We start from the raw sequence: 17,829 nt of genomic DNA on the forward strand, positions 1-17,829 counted from the left end.
CTGCGCGACCAGCCACGACGCACCCGCAGGTAGGGGATACCCCACCGGGACAGGGGGTGCCTGCCGGATGGCAGCCACCCCCTGCGGCCCGCCACAGTGATCTTCAGCTCCGTACACCCGAGTCGAGGAGATCCCGCATGGCACGGACAGCACGGCGCGCAGCCCCCCTCGCACTGGCGGGCGCGCTCGGCCTCGGGGTGCTGGTGGCTCCCGAGGCGGCCCGGGCCGCACCCGCGGACCCGGTCCCGGCGATCGAACGCGCCGCCCACCCCCTGCGCTCGACCGACCCGGGCGGCTCCACCAGGGACCTGCGACCCCTGGGCCGGATGGTCGGTGACGCAAAAGTGGTGGGCCTGGGTGAGGCCACACACGGTTCGCACGAGTTCTTCACGATGAAGGACCGGGTTTTCCGCTATCTCGTCGAGGAGAAGGGGTTCACCACCTTCGCCCAGGAGGTCAGCTGGACCACGGGGCTGCGGTTCGACGCCTATGTGAACGGGGGCAAGGGGGACGTGCGCGAGCTCGTGCACAAGGAGCTGGCGAAGACGCCCTGGGACACCGAGGAGTACGTCGACCTCCTGACCTGGATGCGCGCCTACAACGCCGGACACCCGGAACGCCCGGTGCGCTTCCTGGGCGACGACCTCAACTACCCGGAGCTCGGGCACGAGCTGTTCGACGGGGTCGAGGACTACGTCCGCGCACACGATCCCGCGCTGCTCCCCCGGATCACCGGGCTCTACGCACCGATCCGCCGCCTCGCGGACGGGGACACGTACATGGCCAGGCCCCTGGAGGAGCGGCGGAAGCTGGCCGTGAAGGCGCGCGAGGCCCTGACGCTCGTGAAGGGACTCCAACCCACAACGGCAGAGCGGGAGTTCACGTTCGCGCTCCAGCACGCGCGGTCCGTCTCGCAGACCGCCACGATCTACGCCTTCCCCTTCGACACCCCGGAGGGCATCAAGGACGGCATGCTCTACCGCGACCGCCTCATGGCACGGAACACCGCCTGGTGGCAGCGGCAGACCGGCGACAAGGTGCTCCTGTCGGCCCACAACGCCCATGTCGGCTACGAGAGTTACGATCCGCGCTACCCGAAGATGCAGGGCGCCTTCCTGCGCGACCGGTTCGGCAAGCGCTACGTCAGCATCGGGTTCACCTTCGCCCGGGGGTCGTTCATGGCGCAGAGCGCGGAGTCCGAGGTGTGGAAGCCCCGCTCCGTGGGCGCGGCCACCCGCGGCATGAACGAGTACACGCTCGACAAGGTCCGGCACGACGACTACTTCCTGGACATCAGGAGCGCTCCCGCCGCCGCCCGCAAGTGGCTCGGCAAGGGCCGGCTGACCCAGAGCATCGGCACGGCCTACCCGGACGGCCCGCACAAGATCCGGCTCGCGCCCACGCACGACATCCTCGTCCACCTGCACGACGTCACGGCAGCTCACCGTCAGTCCCCGTGAAGCCGGTCTCAGTGGCCGAGACAGGCCGTCCCAACTATTGACTGCCCCATACATCCAACGCTTGAGTGCCGCTCGTGCACAGCGAAACCTCAGCAGAGAAGACCCAGCCGGACGCGAGCCCCGAGAGCATGCGCCGGGTGGCCGTCGCGTCCTTCATCGGGACGGCCATCGAGTTTTACGACTTCTACATCTACGGCACGGCGGCGGCCCTCGTCCTGAACGAGGCGTTCTTCCCGACCCTGGACCCGGTCAACGCCACCCTCGCCTCGTTCTCCACCTACGCGGTGGCGTTCGCGGCGCGGCCCATCGGCTCCGTGGTCTTCGGGCACTTCGGCGACCGGGTCGGGCGCAAGTCGGTGCTGGTGGCCTCGCTGCTGCTCATGGGGCTCTCGACGGCGCTCGTCGGACTGCTGCCCGGCTACGGCACGCTCGGCATCTGGGCGCCCGTCCTGCTGATCCTGCTGCGCTTCCTGCAAGGCATCGGGCTCGGCGGCGAGTGGGGCGGGGCCGCGCTGCTCGCGGTGGAGCACGCACCGAAGAAGAAGCGCGGACTCTATGCCGCCTTCCCGCAACTCGGCCCGTCCGTGGGGTTCTTCGCGGCGACCGGTGTGTTCTGGCTGCTCTCCGCCGTCCTGTCCGACGACGCGTTCCGCTCCTGGGGCTGGCGCGTGCCGTTCCTGCTCTCCTTCCTGCTCGTCGGCGTCGGACTGTTCGTGCGGCTGCGCATCAGCGAGACGCCGGTCTTCGCGAAGGTCATGGAGGCGCAGGAGGCCAGCAAGGTCCCCACGCTCGACGTGCTGCGCCGCCATCCGCGCGAACTGCTGCTCGGCGCGGGCGGGATGATCGTGGCGTACGGCCTCTTCTACACGGCGACGACGTACTGCCTCGCCTACGCCACCGGCACCCTGGGCGTCTCCCGCGACACCATGCTGGGCCTGTCGCTGCTCGCCTGTCTCTTCCTCGCGGCCGGTACCTGGCTCGCCGCGACCCGCTCCGACGGCGCGGGCCGCCGCAGGCTGGTCCTGGCGGGCGCCGGGCTCGCGGTGGTGTGGGGCCTGGTGCTCTTCCCCCTCCTGGACACCGAGCAGCCGGTGCTCATGGCCCTGGCGATCGGCGGCGCGCTGTTCTGCATGGGCGTGGTGTACGGGCCGATGGGCGCGTACCTGCCCGAGCTGTTCGGCGCGAACGTGCGCTACTCGGGCGCCTCGCTCGCCTACAACCTGGGCGGCGTGCTCGGCGGCGCGGTCTCCCCTCTGGTGGCGACGCGGCTCCAGTCCGCTTTCGGTTCCTCGTCGGTGGGCTGGTACGTGAGCGCGATGGCGGTCGTGTCCCTGGTGTGTGTTCTCGCGCTGCCGGAAACACGCGAGCGGGAACTGGCGTAGCTTCCCCTGCGGGACATCTGGTCAGTACACCGGTGCCGCAGGACGATGACCGCGTGGAGCCCTACTGGGAACTGACCTTCGACGCCGACGGGGATGTCAACACCACGCAGCGTGACCGCCTCCTCGCCGAGGCGGGCCGCGAGCGCATCACCGATCTCCTCGTCCTGGCGCACGGCTGGAACAACGACCAAGACATGGCTACCGACCTCTACCGGCGGTTCTTCGCGCCGTGCCAGGAACTCGCGGGTCCTCGCGTGCGCCTGGGCTATGTGGGCGTGCTCTGGCCCGCCATCCGCTTCCCCGACGAACGCATCCCCGACTTCGAACCCTCCGTGACGGCCACCGGCCCCGGCCCGGCGCCGGGCGCGGGCCCCCTGCTCGACGAGCCGACCATGCGCCTGTTAGCAGGAACGTTTCCCGAAGGCGAGGCCCAGCTCCAGCGGATCGGCGCGCTCCTTGCCGACCGCTCCGAGGTGCCCACGCGCCTCTACGAGTACGGGCGCCACGTACGCGACCTCGTCGCCGTGCACCAGAACAGCGCGGCCCACCGCTTCGCCGACGACATCTGGACGGGCGTGCCCGCCATGCTGACCGACGACGCGGTCGAGGTCTGCCAGGTGTTCGCCGCCGTGATGGAGGAGACCGGGCAGCAGGAGCTCTTCGGCAGCGTCCGCAAACGCCTGTGGAACGGGGCGCACGAACTCCTGCGCCAGGCCAGCTACTACGCCATGAAACGCCGGGCGGGATCGGTCGGCCAGCTGGGCCTCGGCCCGGCGATCGGACTGCTCGCCCGCGAGGCGCCGGACGTGCGGGTGCACCTCATCGGGCACAGCTTCGGCGCACGGCTGGTGTCGTACGCGCTGCGCGGGATGCCCGCGTCGGTGCGCACCGTGAAGTCCACGACGCTGCTCCAGGGCGCCTTCTCGCACTACGCGTTCTCCAAGCGCCTGCCGCACGCGCCCTCCCGCAGCGGCGCCCTGAGCGGGGTGCAGCGGCGGATCGACGGGCCTCTGGTGGCCTGCCACTCCCGTCATGACGACGCCCTGGGCAAGATCTATCCCCTGGCGTCGAAGCTCGCCGGGGACTCCTCGACGTTCCTCGGGCTCTGGGAGCGCTGGGGCGCCATCGGCTACGACGGCATCCGGGCGGTGGACGGCGCCAAACGCATCAAGCTGGGCCGGGCCGTCCCCGCCAAGGGGTGCGTGAGCGTGGACGCGTCCGCGGTGGTGCGGCGCGGCGGTCCGCCCTCCGGCGCGCACAGCGACATCTGCCACGAGGAACTGGCGCGTGTCGTGTTCGCCGCAGGGCGGATCGCCCGGAGCTGAACTCCGCTTCCTCTAGCGGTGTTTCGGGAACTCGACGACCTGCTGGTACGTGGGCCGGTTCTGCCACTGGATCGGCCCGTGCGTGATGCCGCCGAGCGCCCGGTGGATGACCGAGTCCGCGCACCACTGGTCGCCCGCCGAGCAGCTCGCGTCGCCGGGGTAGACCTCGTTCGCGGGCTTGGCCGCGGCCTGCGTGAGGGTGCTCAGGAGCGCGTCACGGCAGGCGTCCAGCTTCCCCTCGCCGCAGTACTTCTCGCCGAGCCCGCCCTGCACGGGCTCGCCGAGCACGGCCCGCAGGTCCTTGTCGGCGAAGCCCCACCAGCCGTACTGGAAGGCCGATCCGGCGTGCGCCCCGGTCGGGCCGTGCCCGGCCGACGGCGACTCGTCGGTGCCGAGCTGCGCCGTCAGCGAGTCGTAGAGGTCCTTGCCAAGGCCCGGCTTGAATTCGGCCTCGATCAGCAGCGGCCACCAGGCGTCCATGATGCGTACGGCGTCGGGGTGGGCGTACTTCTTGGAGCCCGCCGCCGTCTGGTTGCGCTGCGCCCCGGCCCGCTGCCAGGCCTCCAGCTGCTGGACGGCCTTGGCCTGCGCGGGGTCGGTGACGGGCTTGCTCCGCAGCACCTTCAGGAGCTCGGGAAGCACCTGCTCGCCGCGCAGGTCGGTGACCGCGGCCTCGGACATGGCCTGCGTCAGCTGGGCCCGTGTGACGCCGCCCTGCTCGGTGAGCTTCTTCACCCGTCCGTCGAGCAGGTCACCCCGGTGCACGGCGCTGATGCCGAAGCCCGCCGTGCTGAAGTCCTTGGCCTGCTTGTTGTTCCAGGAGATGTAGTAGTCCTGGTTGACGGACTGCGGGTGCTCGGCCGACGGGGTCTGCGCCGATGTGTTGTTCTCCGGGTCGAAATCCCGCCATTCGTAGGCCTGTTGGGCCTTGACGGGCAGGGCCGGGTCGATGTCCTTCGCGCGCTGCGGGTTGGCTCCGCTGTTGTAGTAGGCGGTGTCGCGCGAGTCGGCGTAGAACCAGTTGAAGGCGTAGCTGATGTTCTCGGCGGCCTTCTCGAAGGTCGACGCGTCCTTGACGTACGTCGGGTCGTTCAGCATCTGGAAGCCGATGATCGAGTCGGCCTCGTGGCGGTAGGTGGAGCGCAGCGAGACATACGCGACCGGTTTGCCCCCGACGCTCGCGCGGTGCGTCACGATGCCGTACTTCGTGCGGAACACCTGCATGCGGTAGGAGCCGGCGGCCGTGGAGTCGGCGACGGTCGGCTTCCAGGCGTTCTTGCGCTCCATCTTCTCCATGGGCGTGCAGGTGCCGTGGTGCAGGTAGTGGGCGGACTGCTTGGTGGGGGCGCCGCCGCCCGGTTCGCAGAGCTCGACGGCGTACGTGTCGGTGATGTCCTGCCCGGCCGAGGTGGCCGACCAGGCGTAGTCCTGGCCGCGTCCCAGCTGGACGTACATGCCGACGCCCGCGAAGGAGACGCCGCGTGCGCTGATGCCGGGGCCCTGGAGCTCCTGCTGCATGAGCAGCTGGGGGGCGAAGTAGCCGGTCTGCGGGCCGAATACGGCCACGGGGTTGCCGCTCGCGGTGTGCTTGCCGGAGACGACCAGAGCGTTGGACATGCCCTTCTTCTGGCCGTCCTGCTTGAACAGGTCCGAGGGCAGGACACCCTTGTCGTACATGCCCTGGAGCGGCTTGAGCTTCTTGGGGGCCTTCACCGGATCCTTGGCGGCGGTCTTCGCGCCGCCCTCGCGGTCGTAGACGAGCTGCTCGCGCTCGACCGAGCCGGGGTCGGGCATCGCGGTGCCGCGCGCGTTCTCCGGCTTGCCCGCGTAGGGGAAGCTCGTGCCGTCGTGGATCGTCTGGACGGCCTCGGGGTCGTTGCGGGCGCGGAAGGACTCCCAGACCTTCGTGCCCTTCTCGACGCCGTACTTCTCCTGCGACTTCAGGAGCGAGAGCGCCGCGTCGACCTCGCCGCCGCCGCCGTTGCCGAAGAGCCCGCCGACCACGGAGGCGAGCGCGATCATGTCGGTGACCTTGAAGGGCTCGATCTCGCCGATGTTGGTGATCGCGTCGATCTTTCCGGTCAGGACGTACTCACCGGGGAAGTAGCGGCCGTTCTTCGACTTCGTGCGGTAGGCGTTGAGCCCGTCGATGTAGGCCTGTGCGTCCTCCATGGCCTGCTTGCCGCGCTCGCCCTGCGTCGACTTGATGTACTCGACCTGCTTCTCCAGGTCCTCTTCCGTGTACGGGGCCTGCGGCCAGAACTGCTGCTCAAGGCCCTGGTTGGCCAGGGCGCCGCCCGCGAACGAGGTCAGCTGGCCGCGGCCGATGTGCCGGAACAGGTCGATGAGCCACAGCCGGTCCTGTCCGGCCGCGAAGCCCGCGCCGAACTCGGTCCCGTAGCGCGTGCTGCCCTTGATGTGCGGGATGCCGTACTTCTTGTCCCGGGTGATCGTCACGTCGTCGCGGGGTTTGGTGACGGAGGCGACCTGGCCGTCGCGGACGCCGAAGGACGCGTCGTTGAAGAACTCCGTCAGCTTGTCGTCGGTGAGCGACGGATAGCCGGAGGAGAGCTTGTCGTAAGGGCCCAACTGGTCTTCCGCATGTGCGGGTTGAGTGCCGAAGACGCGGTGGGCGAGTATCTCGGCGAGTGTGGCGTTGCCGTTGGCGCCGGGCGGAAGGACGTCCGCGCACTGCCCCTCGCAGTAGTCGGCGGCCGGCGGCGGTTCATCGGCGGCGCTCCCCTGCTGCGGCGCGAGGAGGGAGGCGGCGAGCGCGAGTGCCGCTGTGGCGGTGAGGGTTCTGAGCCGGACGATGCGTCGTCGCATGTGTGCTCCTCTGGGCTCCGCTTGTGCTCCTGTGGGGTGGAGTTGAGGCGGAGGTTACTGGCGGGTTGCCCAACCGGGAAGATGAACATGCGTCGCTTTTTCAGAACCACCACATAGCTCCAGCTCACCGCCGTCTTATGTCGTCCATCGAAAATCGGATGGAAGTCGAGGGAGCCGAATCGCAAGTCGATACGTCTACTCGGCAACGTCCGAGAACGTGCGACGGAGGTGCAGGGCGATGGCCGGATTCCGGAGTCTCGCGAGACAGGTGCGTGATCCGCTGAGCGATTTGGCACTGCGACGGTACTCACTGCGCAAGTGCCTGGAGAGGTTCGCCCCCTACGGCCACCGGGCGACCTGGGACCATCTGTGCTCCCGAGCGGGCTTCGGGCCCGAGGACCGGTCGCCCGACCCGGCGCGGCTCGTGGCCGCGCTCGACGAACTGGAAGCGGCGCGCGCGGTGTGGCTGGCCTACGAGGAGGGCTTCGCCGAACGCCGCCGCAAGGAGAAGCACGACGGGCTCCGCAGGCCCGGCAGCGTGGACGACTGGCACCGCTGCACCTGGGGCGGGTTCGGGGTCGCGTGGTGCGACGACCCCGGCATCCACCCCTCCGAACCACTCGCCGAAGTCCTGCGCCGGCTGATCGCGGCGCTCGAGCGGGAGCCGGGCGCGGTCTGCCCGGTGTGCACCCGCTCCGGGCTCGTCTGGACGCACGGCCTGGCGCACGAGCCCTCTTCGGGCGCCGTCTGCACGGGCTGCGGAATCGTGGTGCCGGACCCGGTGCTCACGCCCGCGGCGATGGCACGGGCGCGCGCACTGCGGGAGCGGCCGCTGATATCGGCGTGACGACCTGCCGACCGACGACGGCCGACCGACGACGACCGGCCGTCAGGTGACGCCCGGGCGCACGGCGGCTAGGGCGTCACCACGTCCGTCTGTATGGCCAGCTTGAACTCGGCGAACAAGAGCGGCGCGGCGATCTTCACGTCGCCCGCGCCGCGTGCCGAGATCTTCAGGCCGACCGGCGTCTGCGGGTGCACGAACATGTGCCAGACGTGCGTGCGGTACTGCCCGCCCTTGGTGGGACCCCAGTCGGTGGTGGCCGTCGAGTCGTACCCCGTGGAGTCGCCGAGCGGATCGCGTACGTAGCGCGCGCGGTACCCGGTGGGCCGGGAGTCCGCCTCCCAGAAGATCATCGCCGACAGGGTGCCCCAGCCGTCGTGGCTCGGCCAGATGAGCCCGGACCGCGCGTCGGGGAACCGGGAGGGGCTCGTGGCCGCCCCCTTGCCGGGGTCGTGCATGTGCCACGGGTCGTACGACTCCTCCGCGTCCTCGTACGGAAACCGCACGAGGTGGTAGCCGTCGCGGTCGTACGTGATCTTCTGGCGCCCGGTGCGTGCGGCGTCCCACTTCAACGAGCAGATGGCTATTCCCATCGGCCCTCCCCCTGTATGTCGTCGACTGTGCTGTCCTGTGGTGATGCAGGTATGTGTGAACGGCGCCCGCGGCGCGGGCGATGGTGCGGTGATCCCGTTGTCGCCCGGGGCGATGGCCGAGTCCGTCGCGCAGGCCGTCGCGGCCGGCGCCCGGGATGTTCATGTACACCCCAAGTCCCCTTGTGGACAAGACACCTTGGCACCACGGGCGGTTGCGGCCGCACTCGAAGCGGTCCGCTCGGTGACGTCCGTCCCGGTGGGGGTGACCACGGGCGCCTGGGCCGAGCAGGACCCGGACCGGCGGGTGGAGCACATCCGCGCCTGGACGGTCCTGCCCGACCACGCGTCGGTCAACTGGCACGAGCCGGGCGCGGAGGCGGTGGCCGCGGCGCTCCTGGACCGGGGGGTGGGCGTGGAGGCGGGCATCTGGTCCGGCACGGACGGCGCGGAGCGCTTCACGGCGTCCGCGCTCGGCCCGCGCGTCCTGCGGGTCCTCGCGGAGGTGACGGACCCCGACCCGGCCACGGCACGCGACTCGGCCCGCGCCCTTCTCGGGGTGATCGGCCCGGCACACGGCCGTCCCGTCCTGCTGCACGGGGAGGAGGGCGGCACCTGGCCGGTGCTGCGGCTCTCGGGGCGTCTGCGGCTCGCGACCCGTATCGGGTTCGAGGACACGCTGGTCCTGCCGGACGGGGAACGGGCCGCGTCGAACGCCCAGTTGGTCGCGGCGGCGCTGGCCCTCCTGAGTACGCCGGCGTGACGCTACCAGCCGCAAATCCGATCGCTCCAGCGCTTTGTCGTGGGCAGAGTGGGCGTCGATGACAGACGTGTGTGCGTACCCGCGCGGTACGTAGAACCTAGGAGCCCGATCGAATGTCGACGCTGCGCGTCACCGCCGAAGTACTGACCGTCCACGAGCATCCCGACGCCGACGCCCTCGAACTGGCCCAGGTGGGCCTGTATCGCGCGGTAGTGGCCAAGGGCGCGTACCGCACCGGCGACGTGGCCCTCTACATCCCCGAGCAGTCCGTGCTGCCCGCGGAGCTGATCGAGGAGCTGGGACTCACGGGGCGCCTGGCGGGCGGCAAGTCGGACCGGGTGAAGGCCGTACGGCTGCGGGGCGAGCTGTCACAGGGCATCGTGTGCCGGCCGCGTGCGCTCGCGGAGGTCGATCTGGTGCGGGCCGCGGCGCAGGGCACCGACTTCGCGGAGCGGCTCGGCATCGTGAAGTGGGTGCCGCCGATCCCGCCCACGATGAGCGGCGACGTCGAGTCCGCGCCCGATCTGCTGCCGTGGGTCGACATCGAGAACATCCAGCGCTACCCCGGCATCTTCTCCCCCGGCGAGCCGGTGGCCGTCACGGAGAAGCTGCACGGGTCCGCCTGCCTGCTGACGTACGTGGCGGGCGGAGGCGAGGGTGCGGGCGAGGACGGCCGGGTGTACGTCTCCTCCAAGGGCTTCGGCTCCAAGTCCCTTGCCCTGAAGGAGGACGCGCGCAATCTCTACTGGCGCGCGGTCCACGGGCACGCGGTGGCCGACGCTGCCGCCGCGCTCGCGGGGCGGCTCGGGGCGCGCCGGGTCGGCATCTTCGGCGAGGTGTACGGCGACGGGGTCCAGGACCTCGCGTACGGCGCGGACGGGCGTCGCGAGACGCTGGGTTACGCGGTCTTCGACGTGAGCGCGGAGATCGACGGCGAGGTCCGGTGGCTGGACCCTGCCGACGTGCTCGACGGCGCCCTGCCGCTGGTACCGCGGCTGTTCGAGGGCCCCTACGACGCCGGGCACGTCCTGGAGCTTGCCTCCGGGCGCGAGACGGTGTCGGGACGGGGCCTGCATCTGCGCGAGGGGGTCGTGATCCGGCCCGCGGCCGAGCGGTACTCCCCCGTCACCGGGGGTCGCGCCATCGCCAAGGCGGTCAGCCCCGCGTACCTGACGCGCAAGGGCGGCACGGAGTACGAGTGACCCTTGCCGCGGGTCAGGGCTTCGTCCGGCGCTCCGCCAGCAGGCGGGAGCCGGTGAGGCGTTCGCCGAAGACGTCGTCGGGGTTGGAGAGCACGCAGTTCTCCAGGGAGAGACAGCCGCAGCCGATGCAGTCCGTGAGGTGATCGCGCAGCCGGCCCAACTGCTTGATGCGCTCGTCCAGTTCCGAACGCCAGGTCTCCGAGAGCCGCGCCCAGTCCTCACGGGTGGGCGTGCGCTCCTCGGGGAGCGAGTCGAGCGCCTCGCGGACCGTGGCGAGCGGGATGCCGACGCGCTGGGCGGCCCGGACGAACGCGACGCGGCGCAGCGTGTCACGGTGGTAGCGGCGCTGGTTGCCCGAGGTGCGGCGGCTGGAGATCAGACCCTTGGACTCGTAGAAGTGCAGCGCGGACACGGCCGCGCCGCTGCGCGCGGAGAGCTGGCCGACCGTGAGCTCGTGGATCTTCTCTGGGATCTGGGGCACCCCGCCCACCCTAATGGCTGACCCGTCGACCCTCCTGGCCGGTCCGTTGACACACGTCGGCGCACACCGCATGCTGAGCAAGCGCTTAGTTCGAATACTTTGAGGAGGCCAGGGACATGGCAGAGCCGAGGATCTTCGCGTCGCCCGACGACCTGCGTGCCGGAGTCGGCGAGCAGCTGGGACACAGCGACTGGCTGGAGGTCGACCAGAAGCGGATCGACCTGTTCGCCGACGCCACGGGCGACCACCAGTGGATCCACGTGGACGCGGAGAAGGCGGCACAGGGCCCCTTCAAGACCACGATCGCGCACGGCTATCTGACGCTGTCGCTGCTGCCGAGCCTGGTGCCGCAGGTCATGCGGGTCGAGGGCATGAAGATGGGCGTCAACTACGGCACCAACAAGGTCCGCTTCCCCTCGCCGGTGCCCTCGGGCTCCCGGGTGCGGGCGACCGCCGTGCTCACGGAGGTCGAGGAGACCAAGGACGGCGGCGTGCAGATCACGGCCAGGGTCACCGTCGAGCGCGAGGGCAGCGACAAGCCCGCCTGCGTCGCGGAGTCGGTCTCCCGCTACTACTTCTGAGGGCGCCCGGAAGCTCCGGTGCTCAGGAGACCCGCTCCCGGGCACCGACCATGCGCAGCACGAGGTCGGCGTAGAGCGCGCCGACCTCGTCGGGCGTGCGCTGCCCCGCGACGTTGAACCAGCGGGCCACGTCGATGCAGAGCGAGAGCACGGCGAGCGTGGTGCCCGGCACGTCGGGGACGTCGAACTCCCCGGCCCGCACCCCTTCGTTGATCATGTCCCGCACCGTGTTGTCCGACTGGCGGCGCAGCGCGATGATCTCCGTGCGGTGCTCCTCGCCCAGGGCGTCGAGTTCGTACTGGACCACGCGCGCGGTGGTGTGGTGGTCGGCGTGCCAGCGGACGAAGGAGCGTACGGCGTCGGCGAGCCGCTCCGCCGCGCTGCCCGGACCGTCGGCCGCGGTGCGCAGGACCCGCAGGGCCTTGTCGTGACCGATCCTGCTGATCCGGTGGAGCAGCTCTTCTTTGGTCTTGTAGTGGATGTAGAGCGCGGCCGGGCTCATGCCGGCCCGGCCCGCGATGTCCCGGGTCGTCGTCGCGTGGTACCCACGCTCGGCGAAGGCCTCGACGGCGGCGATCAGCAGCCGCCGCGCCGCATCAGGCGTGACCTCGCCCCATGGCAGGTCATCGCCCTCGGTCTGCTCCGCCGTGCTCATCGCCCACTCCTTCCACCGGTCGGGAGGGACACCATACCCCCGACGGTGAGCAAGCGCTTAGGACGCGGGTCAGGCCACCGGCTTGAACGGGTCGTGTTCGGCGAGGATCTTCTCGATGCGGGCCTGGTCGACGCGGCTGACGAGCTGCCCGGCCTCCTGCTTGTCCCGGATGACCTTGGCGAGGGTGAACGCGGACGTCGTCAGGTACAGGACGGAGATGGCGAGGAAGGCGCGGATCCAGCCGCTGACGTCGAGGCTGTAGATGCCGATCGCCGTCGCGCCGAGCGCCAGGGCGAACGACGCGATCGCCTGACCGTAGTAGGCGGTGCTGTTCTGCTGCTTGACCGGTGTCTCACTCATGGTCAGAGCCTCACCCGGGAGCGGCCGGGCCACATCCGTCCCCGTACTCAGCTTCCGTACTCAGTTCCCGTACTCGGCCCCGCACTCAGCCCCGGACTCAGCCCCGGACGCGGCTCCCGTGCTCAGAACGCGGAGACCCCGGTCAGCGCCCGTCCGATGACCAGCTTCTGGATCTGGCTCGTGCCTTCGTAGAGCGTCATCACGCGTGCGTCGCGCAGCAGCTTGCCCGCGGGGTACTCGTCGATGTAGCCGTAGCCGCCGAAGACCTGGAGCGCGTTGTTGGCGGCGCGCACCGCGGCCTCGGAGGCGAACAGCTTGGCCTTGGAGGACTCGGTGGTGAAGGGCTGCCCGCGGTCGATGAGGTCGGCGACCCGCCAGGTCAGCAGGCGCGCGGCGTCCACGTCCACCGCGATGTCGCTGATCAGCTCCTGCACCAGCTGGTGCCCCGCGATGGACTTGCCGAACTGCTCGCGCTCGCTCGCGTACGTCACCGCCGCGTCGAGGGCGGCCTGCGCGATGCCCACACACCCGGCGGCGACCGACATCCGCCCCTTGGCGAGCGCCGACATGGCGACCGAGAAGCCCTTGCCCTCGGGCGCCATCATGGCCGACGCCGGGACCCGGACGTCCTCCAGGACCAGCTCCGCGGTGGCCTGGCCGCGCAGGCCGAGCTTGCCGTGGATCGTGCGGCGGCTCAGGCCGGGGGTGTCGGTGGGCACGAGGAAGGCGGAGACGCCCTTGTGGCCGGGGGCGTCGTTCGTCCGCGCGAAGAGCAGCACGACATCGGCCCAGGTGCCGTTCGTGATGAACATCTTGGAGCCGTTGATGAGGTAAGAGTCGCCGTCGCGCACGGCCTTCGTGGAGAGGTTCCCCGCGTCGGACCCGGTGCCCGGCTCGGTGAGCCCGAAGCACCCGACGAGCTCGCCCGAGGTGAGCCCCGGCAGCCACTGCCGCTTCTGCTCCTCGTTCCCCCAGTACGCGATGGTCTTGGCCACAAGACCCAGCGAGACCGACACGATGCCGCGCACGGACGAGTCGCCGCGCCCCAGCTCCTCGGTCACCAGGCAGTACGCGAGGTGGTCGCCGCCCGAGCCGCCGTACTCCTCGTCGACGGTCAGGCCGAGGAAGCCGACCTCGCCGAGCTTCTTCACGATCGAACGGTCGACGCTCTCCGCGCGGTCCCACTCGATGACGTGCGGGGCGATCTCGCGGGCCACGAAGTCCTTGGCCAGCTGCCGGACGGCGGACTGCTCCTCGCTGAGCTCCAGATTCATCGGGGGGCACCTCTTCGGGTCGACTCGGTGGAACAGATTTAAATTAGCACTGCTAGTTTCTTTCGGCAGCCCTACTATGTGCCGCATGGCCCGACCGCGCAAGCCCCTCCTCAGCAGAGATCGCATCGTCGAGACGGCACGCGCGCTCGTGGACGCCGAGGGCCTCGCCGCCGTCTCGACGCGCCGCCTCGCCGCCGAGCTCGGGGTCAGCGGGCCCTCGCTCTACAACCACTTCCGCACGAAGGACGAGATCCTGGAGGCGGTCGCGGACTCGGTGAGCGCGCAGGTCGACCTGTCGATGTTCGACGCCGACGACGAGCGCGACTGGCGGACGGCGCTGCACGACTGGGCCGTCTCCTACCGCGCGGCGCTCACCCTGCACCCCAACATCGTTCCGGTGCTCGCGAGCGGCCCCGGCCGCCGCCCGGCCGGACTGCGGCTCGCGGACGCGGTGTTCGGGGCGATGGTGGACGCGGGCTGGCCCGCCGCGCAGGCCACCTCGATCGGCGCGCTGATGCGGTACTTCATCATGGGCTCGGCGCTCGGCTCGTTCGCCGGCGGCTTCGTGGACGACGAGGCGGCCTACGACCCCGCCGACTACCCGCACCTGGGCCAGGCGCACCTCCTGGCCGACCGCCAGCAGGAGATCGACGAGCGGGCCTTCGAGACGGGCCTGCGGGCGCTGCTCGACGGCCTCACGACCCAGTACGAGCAGGTGGCCGCCGTCACCGGATGACGGTTCGGCGCGGACCGAACAGTCTGGGGCGCATGCTTGGCCCATGACGGACCCCGCAACCCCTCGCCTCGCCGCGCTCGCCGGGCTCATCGCCGACGAGACGCGCGCCGCCTGCCTGCTCGCGCTGCTCGACGGGCGGGCCTGGACCGCGGGCGAGCTGGCACGGCACGCGGGGGTCGCCGCGTCCACGCTGAGCGAGCACCTGGGGAAGCTGGTGGCGGGGGGCCTGCTCGCCGAGGAGCGCCAGGGACGCCACCGCTACGTCCGCATCGCCGACGCGCGCGCCGCGCAGCTGGTCGAGGACCTGACCGCGTACGTACGGCCGGGCGGGGCGGCGCTGCGTCCGCCGCGCACGCTGCGGGAGGCCGGTGCGAGCGGGGCGATGGCGCGGGGCCGCACCTGTTACGACCACCTGGCGGGCCGGCTGGGGATCACGATCACCCGGGCGATGACGGAGCGCGGGCTGCTGCGGCAGGACGCGGGGTTCGCCCTGACCGACGAAGGGATCGGCTGGTTCGGGGAGTTGGGCATCGACCTCGACCGCTCCGGCAGGCGCCCGCTGGCCCGCGCCTGCCTCGACTGGACGGAGCGCAGGCCGCATCTGGCGGGGGTCGCGGGCGCGGCACTGTGCCGCCACGCGCTGGACTCCGGGTGGTGCGTGCGGATCGGTTCGGAGCGGGCGGTCAAGGTGACGCCGCCGGGCGCGCGGGCCCTGGAGACGTACCTCGGTATCGCCGCACTCCGCTGACTAGATGTAAGGTGCATCCGTCTTGCCGGGCGAAACATGGACGTAACACGGGAGTGAGCCGTGGGGCACTCAACGGATGCCAGGGGCCTGCGTTTCGGAGCCAGGGGGACGCCCGCCGCGCGGTCCTTCGCCGCTCATGTCCTGCGCGGCCAGGCCCAGGTCACCTTCCTGCCCAGCACGGCGGCGGGCGCCGTCTTCTGCGTGGCGCTCTTCGCGGCGGGCTGGGAGTACGGCCTCTACGGGCTTGCGGGGACGGCCGTCGGCACGGCCACCGCGCGGCTGCTCGGGGCGCCGGGCGACCGTGTGTCGAGCGGGCTCGAAGGCTTCAACGCCTGCCTGACCGCACTGTGTTTCGCGGTGTTCCTGGGGGCCGGGCATCTGTCCACGGCCGCGCTCGCCCTCGCGGGATGTGTGGTGGTCACGGTCGTGACCGCGGCGGCCGTCAACGTCCTCGCCGTCTGGGGCCTGCCCTCGCTCACCCTGCCGTACTGCCTGCTCGCGAGCGCGACGACGATCGCGGCACCCGGCTTCCGGCGCATCTGGCACCACGGGGACGCGCTCGCCGCGCTGACGCGCGCGGCGACGGGCCCGACGTCGCTGCAACCCGACGATGTGGCACGGGGGTTCTTCGCCGGCTTCGCGCAGATCTTCTTCATGCCGCAGTGGTACGTGGGCGCGGTGCTGCTCGCGGGTCTCTTCGTCGCGAGCCGACGCGCGGGGGCCGTGGCCTGCCTCGGCAGTGCGGTCGGGATCGCTTCGGCGTGGGCGCTCGGGGCGCCCGCCGCGCAGATCGCGGACGGCACGATGGGATACAACTCGGTGCTCGTCGCGCTCGCGCTGTGCGGCGTCTTCCTTCCGGCGCGGGGGGCGACGCTCGCGTACGCGAGCGTGGGCGCCGCCACCGCGACCGCCGTCAGCGCGGCGATGTCGGCGCTCCTCGCGCCGTCCGGCGGGCACACGTTCACCTGGCCGTTCGTCCTGACGACGCTCGCTTTCCTGGCGGCGGCCAAATCCTTCTCGCGGCTGCGTACGACGGCTCCGGCGCCGTCGGAGGTGACGGTGCCGGAGCCGGACGTGCCGATCGCGGGCGGTCCCGTCAGCGGGAACGCGCCCGCCCCGCAAGCACCTTGATGGAGAGCAGGGCTATCACCGCGAGGCCGATGATGTACGCGGAGACGGCCATCGAGGTGCCCGTCGCCTCCAGGAGCAGCACCATCACGAACGGCGCGAGCCCGCCGCCGAACACGGCCGCGATCTGGTAGCCGAGCGAGGCTCCCGTGTACCGCATCTCCGCGGTGAACAACTCGGCGAAGAGCGCGGCCTGCGGCCCGTACATGATGCTGAGGAAACAGCTGGTGACGAAGGTGCCGACGGCCAGCCACAGCAGTGAACCGGTGTCGATGAGCAGGAACATCGGCACGGCCCAGACCGCGAGTCCCGCGGCGCCGATGGCGTAGATCCGCAGCCGTCCGATGCGGTCGGAGAGCGCCGCGGACGCGGGGATCAGGGCGAGCTGGGTGAGGCTGACGCAGAGCGAGACGGTCAGGACCGCGCTGCGTTTCATGTCGAGTTCGCGGGTGGTGTAGTCGAGGACGCCGGTGATGATGATGTAGAACGTCGCGGTGTTCACCGCGAACGACCCGCCGGCCAGGAAGACCGTGCCGAGGTGGTGGCGCAGGATCGTGCGCAGGGGCGAGTTGCCCCCTTCGCCGCCCGCGGCCTTCTGGCTCCTCTCCTTCTCGGCGAGCGCACGCTCCGCCTCGCGGAACTCCGGCGTCTCCTCCACGCGCGTGTGGATGTACCAGGCCAGGACGAGCACGAGGAGCCCGACCATGAACGGGACCCGCCACCCCCACGCCTCGAAGGTGCTCTCGCTGGTGACGGCGCCCGCGATGAGGAAGACGGTGTTGGCGCTCACCACGCCGATGGGGACGCCCAGCTGGACCAGGCTGCCGTAGAGGCCGCGCTTGCCCTCGGGGGCGTACTCCGTGGCCATCAGCATCGCGCCGCCCCACTGCGCGCCGACCGCGATGCCCTGGAGCACGCGCAGGGTGACGAGCAGGACCGGCGCGGCGATGCCGACCGTGTCGTACGTGGGGAGCAGGCCGATGCCCGTGGTGGACAGGCCCATCAGGGTCAGCGCGAGGACCAGCATGGGTTTGCGGCCCCGCTTGTCGCCGAGGTGACCGGCGATGATGCCGCCGACGGGGCGGGCGAGGAAGCCGACGGCGAAGGTGGCGAACGCGGCGAGGACTCCGGCGGACGAGCTGCCGGAGGGGAAGTACAGGTCGCCCAGGACGAGGGCGGCGGCGATGCCGAAGACGAAGTAGTCGTACCACTCGACGGCGGAGGCGAGGGCGGCGGCGGTCGCCACTTTCCGGCGGTGGGGATCCGCCGGTGCCGCCTGAGCGGGAGCGGGGGCGGAGAGGGGGGAAGCGGGGGACGGTGCGGGGTCCATGGGGGTGCACACTCCGGTGGGTCCGGGGACGGGACAGGGGGTGGGCGTGTGATTCCAGGGACCGTACCGACCGGTGGGTATGCGGTCAACGGTTTTCACGGGCGGGGGCGCCTTGCTTGCCGTCATCACCGGCTTCGCCGAGTT

The 17,829-nt window shown here is 71.0% G+C and carries 17 protein-coding genes; 10 read left to right on the plus strand and 7 right to left on the minus strand.

Annotated elements, in window-relative coordinates:
* Positions 1 to 137: 137 nt before the first annotated feature.
* The 3 genes from ACQKIP_RS11840 (at position 138) to ACQKIP_RS11850 (ending at position 4,167) form a co-directional block, all read left to right on the plus strand.
* The gene (locus ACQKIP_RS11840) at positions 138 to 1,460 is read left to right on the plus strand and encodes an erythromycin esterase family protein (RefSeq protein WP_365859993.1); all 1,323 of its coding nucleotides are present in this window, start codon (positions 138 to 140) and stop codon (positions 1,458 to 1,460) included.
* Between the two features lie 128 nt (positions 1,461 to 1,588).
* Positions 1,589 to 2,842, plus strand: a complete 1,254-nt coding sequence (locus ACQKIP_RS11845; protein ID WP_365860177.1) for an MFS transporter — start codon at positions 1,589 to 1,591, stop codon at positions 2,840 to 2,842.
* Positions 2,843 to 2,874: 32 nt separating this feature from the next.
* The gene (locus ACQKIP_RS11850; protein WP_365859992.1) at positions 2,875 to 4,167 is read left to right on the plus strand and encodes a serine-threonine protein kinase; all 1,293 of its coding nucleotides are present in this window, start codon (positions 2,875 to 2,877) and stop codon (positions 4,165 to 4,167) included.
* A 12-nt stretch (positions 4,168 to 4,179) separates the two neighbouring features.
* Here the strand turns inward: ACQKIP_RS11850 and ACQKIP_RS11855 are convergent, their stop codons facing one another.
* Positions 4,180 to 6,993 carry a penicillin acylase family protein gene (locus ACQKIP_RS11855; RefSeq protein WP_365859991.1) on the minus strand — a complete coding sequence of 938 codons (2,814 nt, stop codon included), beginning with the start codon at positions 6,991 to 6,993 and terminating at the stop codon, positions 4,180 to 4,182.
* Positions 6,994 to 7,231: 238 nt separating this feature from the next.
* Here ACQKIP_RS11855 and ACQKIP_RS11860 point away from each other — a divergent pair, with 238 nt between their 5' ends.
* The gene (locus ACQKIP_RS11860; protein ID WP_365859990.1) at positions 7,232 to 7,840 is read left to right on the plus strand and encodes a hypothetical protein; all 609 of its coding nucleotides are present in this window, start codon (positions 7,232 to 7,234) and stop codon (positions 7,838 to 7,840) included.
* A gap of 68 nt (positions 7,841 to 7,908) precedes the next feature.
* Here the strand turns inward: ACQKIP_RS11860 and ACQKIP_RS11865 are convergent, their stop codons facing one another.
* Positions 7,909 to 8,430 (minus strand): hypothetical protein, encoded by a 522-nt coding sequence (locus ACQKIP_RS11865; RefSeq protein ID WP_365859989.1) that lies wholly within the window; start codon positions 8,428 to 8,430, stop codon positions 7,909 to 7,911.
* A gap of 40 nt (positions 8,431 to 8,470) precedes the next feature.
* Here ACQKIP_RS11865 and ACQKIP_RS11870 point away from each other — a divergent pair, with 40 nt between their 5' ends.
* Entirely contained in the window at positions 8,471 to 9,190 is a 720-nt protein-coding gene (locus ACQKIP_RS11870) for a 3-keto-5-aminohexanoate cleavage protein (RefSeq protein ID WP_365859988.1), read from the plus strand.
* Positions 9,191 to 9,303: 113 nt separating this feature from the next.
* Positions 9,304 to 10,392 carry an RNA ligase (ATP) gene (locus ACQKIP_RS11875; protein WP_365859987.1) on the plus strand — a complete coding sequence of 363 codons (1,089 nt, stop codon included), beginning with the start codon at positions 9,304 to 9,306 and terminating at the stop codon, positions 10,390 to 10,392.
* Positions 10,393 to 10,405: 13 nt separating this feature from the next.
* Here the strand turns inward: ACQKIP_RS11875 and soxR are convergent, their stop codons facing one another.
* Positions 10,406 to 10,873: a redox-sensitive transcriptional activator SoxR gene (gene soxR, locus ACQKIP_RS11880; protein WP_365859986.1), complete on the minus strand. Its 468-nt coding sequence runs from the start codon at positions 10,871 to 10,873 to the stop codon at positions 10,406 to 10,408.
* A gap of 116 nt (positions 10,874 to 10,989) precedes the next feature.
* On the opposite strand from soxR, the gene ACQKIP_RS11885 reads away from it, so the two are divergent.
* On the plus strand, positions 10,990 to 11,454 hold the full coding sequence (locus tag ACQKIP_RS11885) for a MaoC family dehydratase (protein ID WP_365859985.1): 465 nt from the start codon (positions 10,990 to 10,992) through the stop codon (positions 11,452 to 11,454).
* Positions 11,455 to 11,476: 22 nt separating this feature from the next.
* Here the strand turns inward: ACQKIP_RS11885 and ACQKIP_RS11890 are convergent, their stop codons facing one another.
* The 3 genes from ACQKIP_RS11890 to ACQKIP_RS11900 form a co-directional block, all read right to left on the minus strand.
* A complete protein-coding gene (locus ACQKIP_RS11890; RefSeq protein ID WP_365859984.1) occupies positions 11,477 to 12,109 on the minus strand; it encodes a TetR/AcrR family transcriptional regulator in 633 nt (210 codons plus the stop codon).
* Positions 12,110 to 12,178: 69 nt separating this feature from the next.
* The gene (locus ACQKIP_RS11895; RefSeq protein ID WP_365859983.1) at positions 12,179 to 12,469 is read right to left on the minus strand and encodes a YiaA/YiaB family inner membrane protein; all 291 of its coding nucleotides are present in this window, start codon (positions 12,467 to 12,469) and stop codon (positions 12,179 to 12,181) included.
* Between the two features lie 122 nt (positions 12,470 to 12,591).
* Positions 12,592 to 13,743 (minus strand): acyl-CoA dehydrogenase family protein, encoded by a 1,152-nt coding sequence (locus tag ACQKIP_RS11900; RefSeq protein ID WP_365859982.1) that lies wholly within the window; start codon positions 13,741 to 13,743, stop codon positions 12,592 to 12,594.
* A gap of 85 nt (positions 13,744 to 13,828) precedes the next feature.
* Between ACQKIP_RS11900 and ACQKIP_RS11905 the strand changes: the two genes are divergently transcribed.
* Genes ACQKIP_RS11905 through ACQKIP_RS11915 form a run of 3 tightly spaced genes read left to right on the plus strand, consistent with a single transcriptional unit; the run spans position 13,829 to position 16,358 of the window.
* Positions 13,829 to 14,479, plus strand: coding sequence for a TetR/AcrR family transcriptional regulator (locus tag ACQKIP_RS11905; protein ID WP_365859981.1), 651 nt, complete (start codon positions 13,829 to 13,831; stop codon positions 14,477 to 14,479).
* Between the two features lie 43 nt (positions 14,480 to 14,522).
* Positions 14,523 to 15,227: an ArsR/SmtB family transcription factor gene (locus ACQKIP_RS11910; RefSeq protein ID WP_365859980.1), complete on the plus strand. Its 705-nt coding sequence runs from the start codon at positions 14,523 to 14,525 to the stop codon at positions 15,225 to 15,227.
* Between the two features lie 60 nt (positions 15,228 to 15,287).
* Complete coding sequence (locus tag ACQKIP_RS11915) at positions 15,288 to 16,358, plus strand: urea transporter (RefSeq protein WP_365859979.1); 1,071 nt, start codon at positions 15,288 to 15,290, stop codon at positions 16,356 to 16,358.
* Here the strand turns inward: ACQKIP_RS11915 and ACQKIP_RS11920 are convergent.
* Positions 16,324 to 17,685 (minus strand): MFS transporter, encoded by a 1,362-nt coding sequence (locus ACQKIP_RS11920; RefSeq protein WP_365859978.1) that lies wholly within the window; start codon positions 17,683 to 17,685, stop codon positions 16,324 to 16,326. The two genes, ACQKIP_RS11915 and ACQKIP_RS11920, sit on opposite strands and share 35 nt — an antisense overlap.
* Between the last annotated feature and the right edge of the window lie 144 nt (positions 17,686 to 17,829).

Source organism: Streptomyces sp. NPDC059900 (assembly GCF_050270335.1).
Classification (GTDB): Bacteria; Actinomycetota; Actinomycetes; order Streptomycetales; family Streptomycetaceae; genus Streptomyces.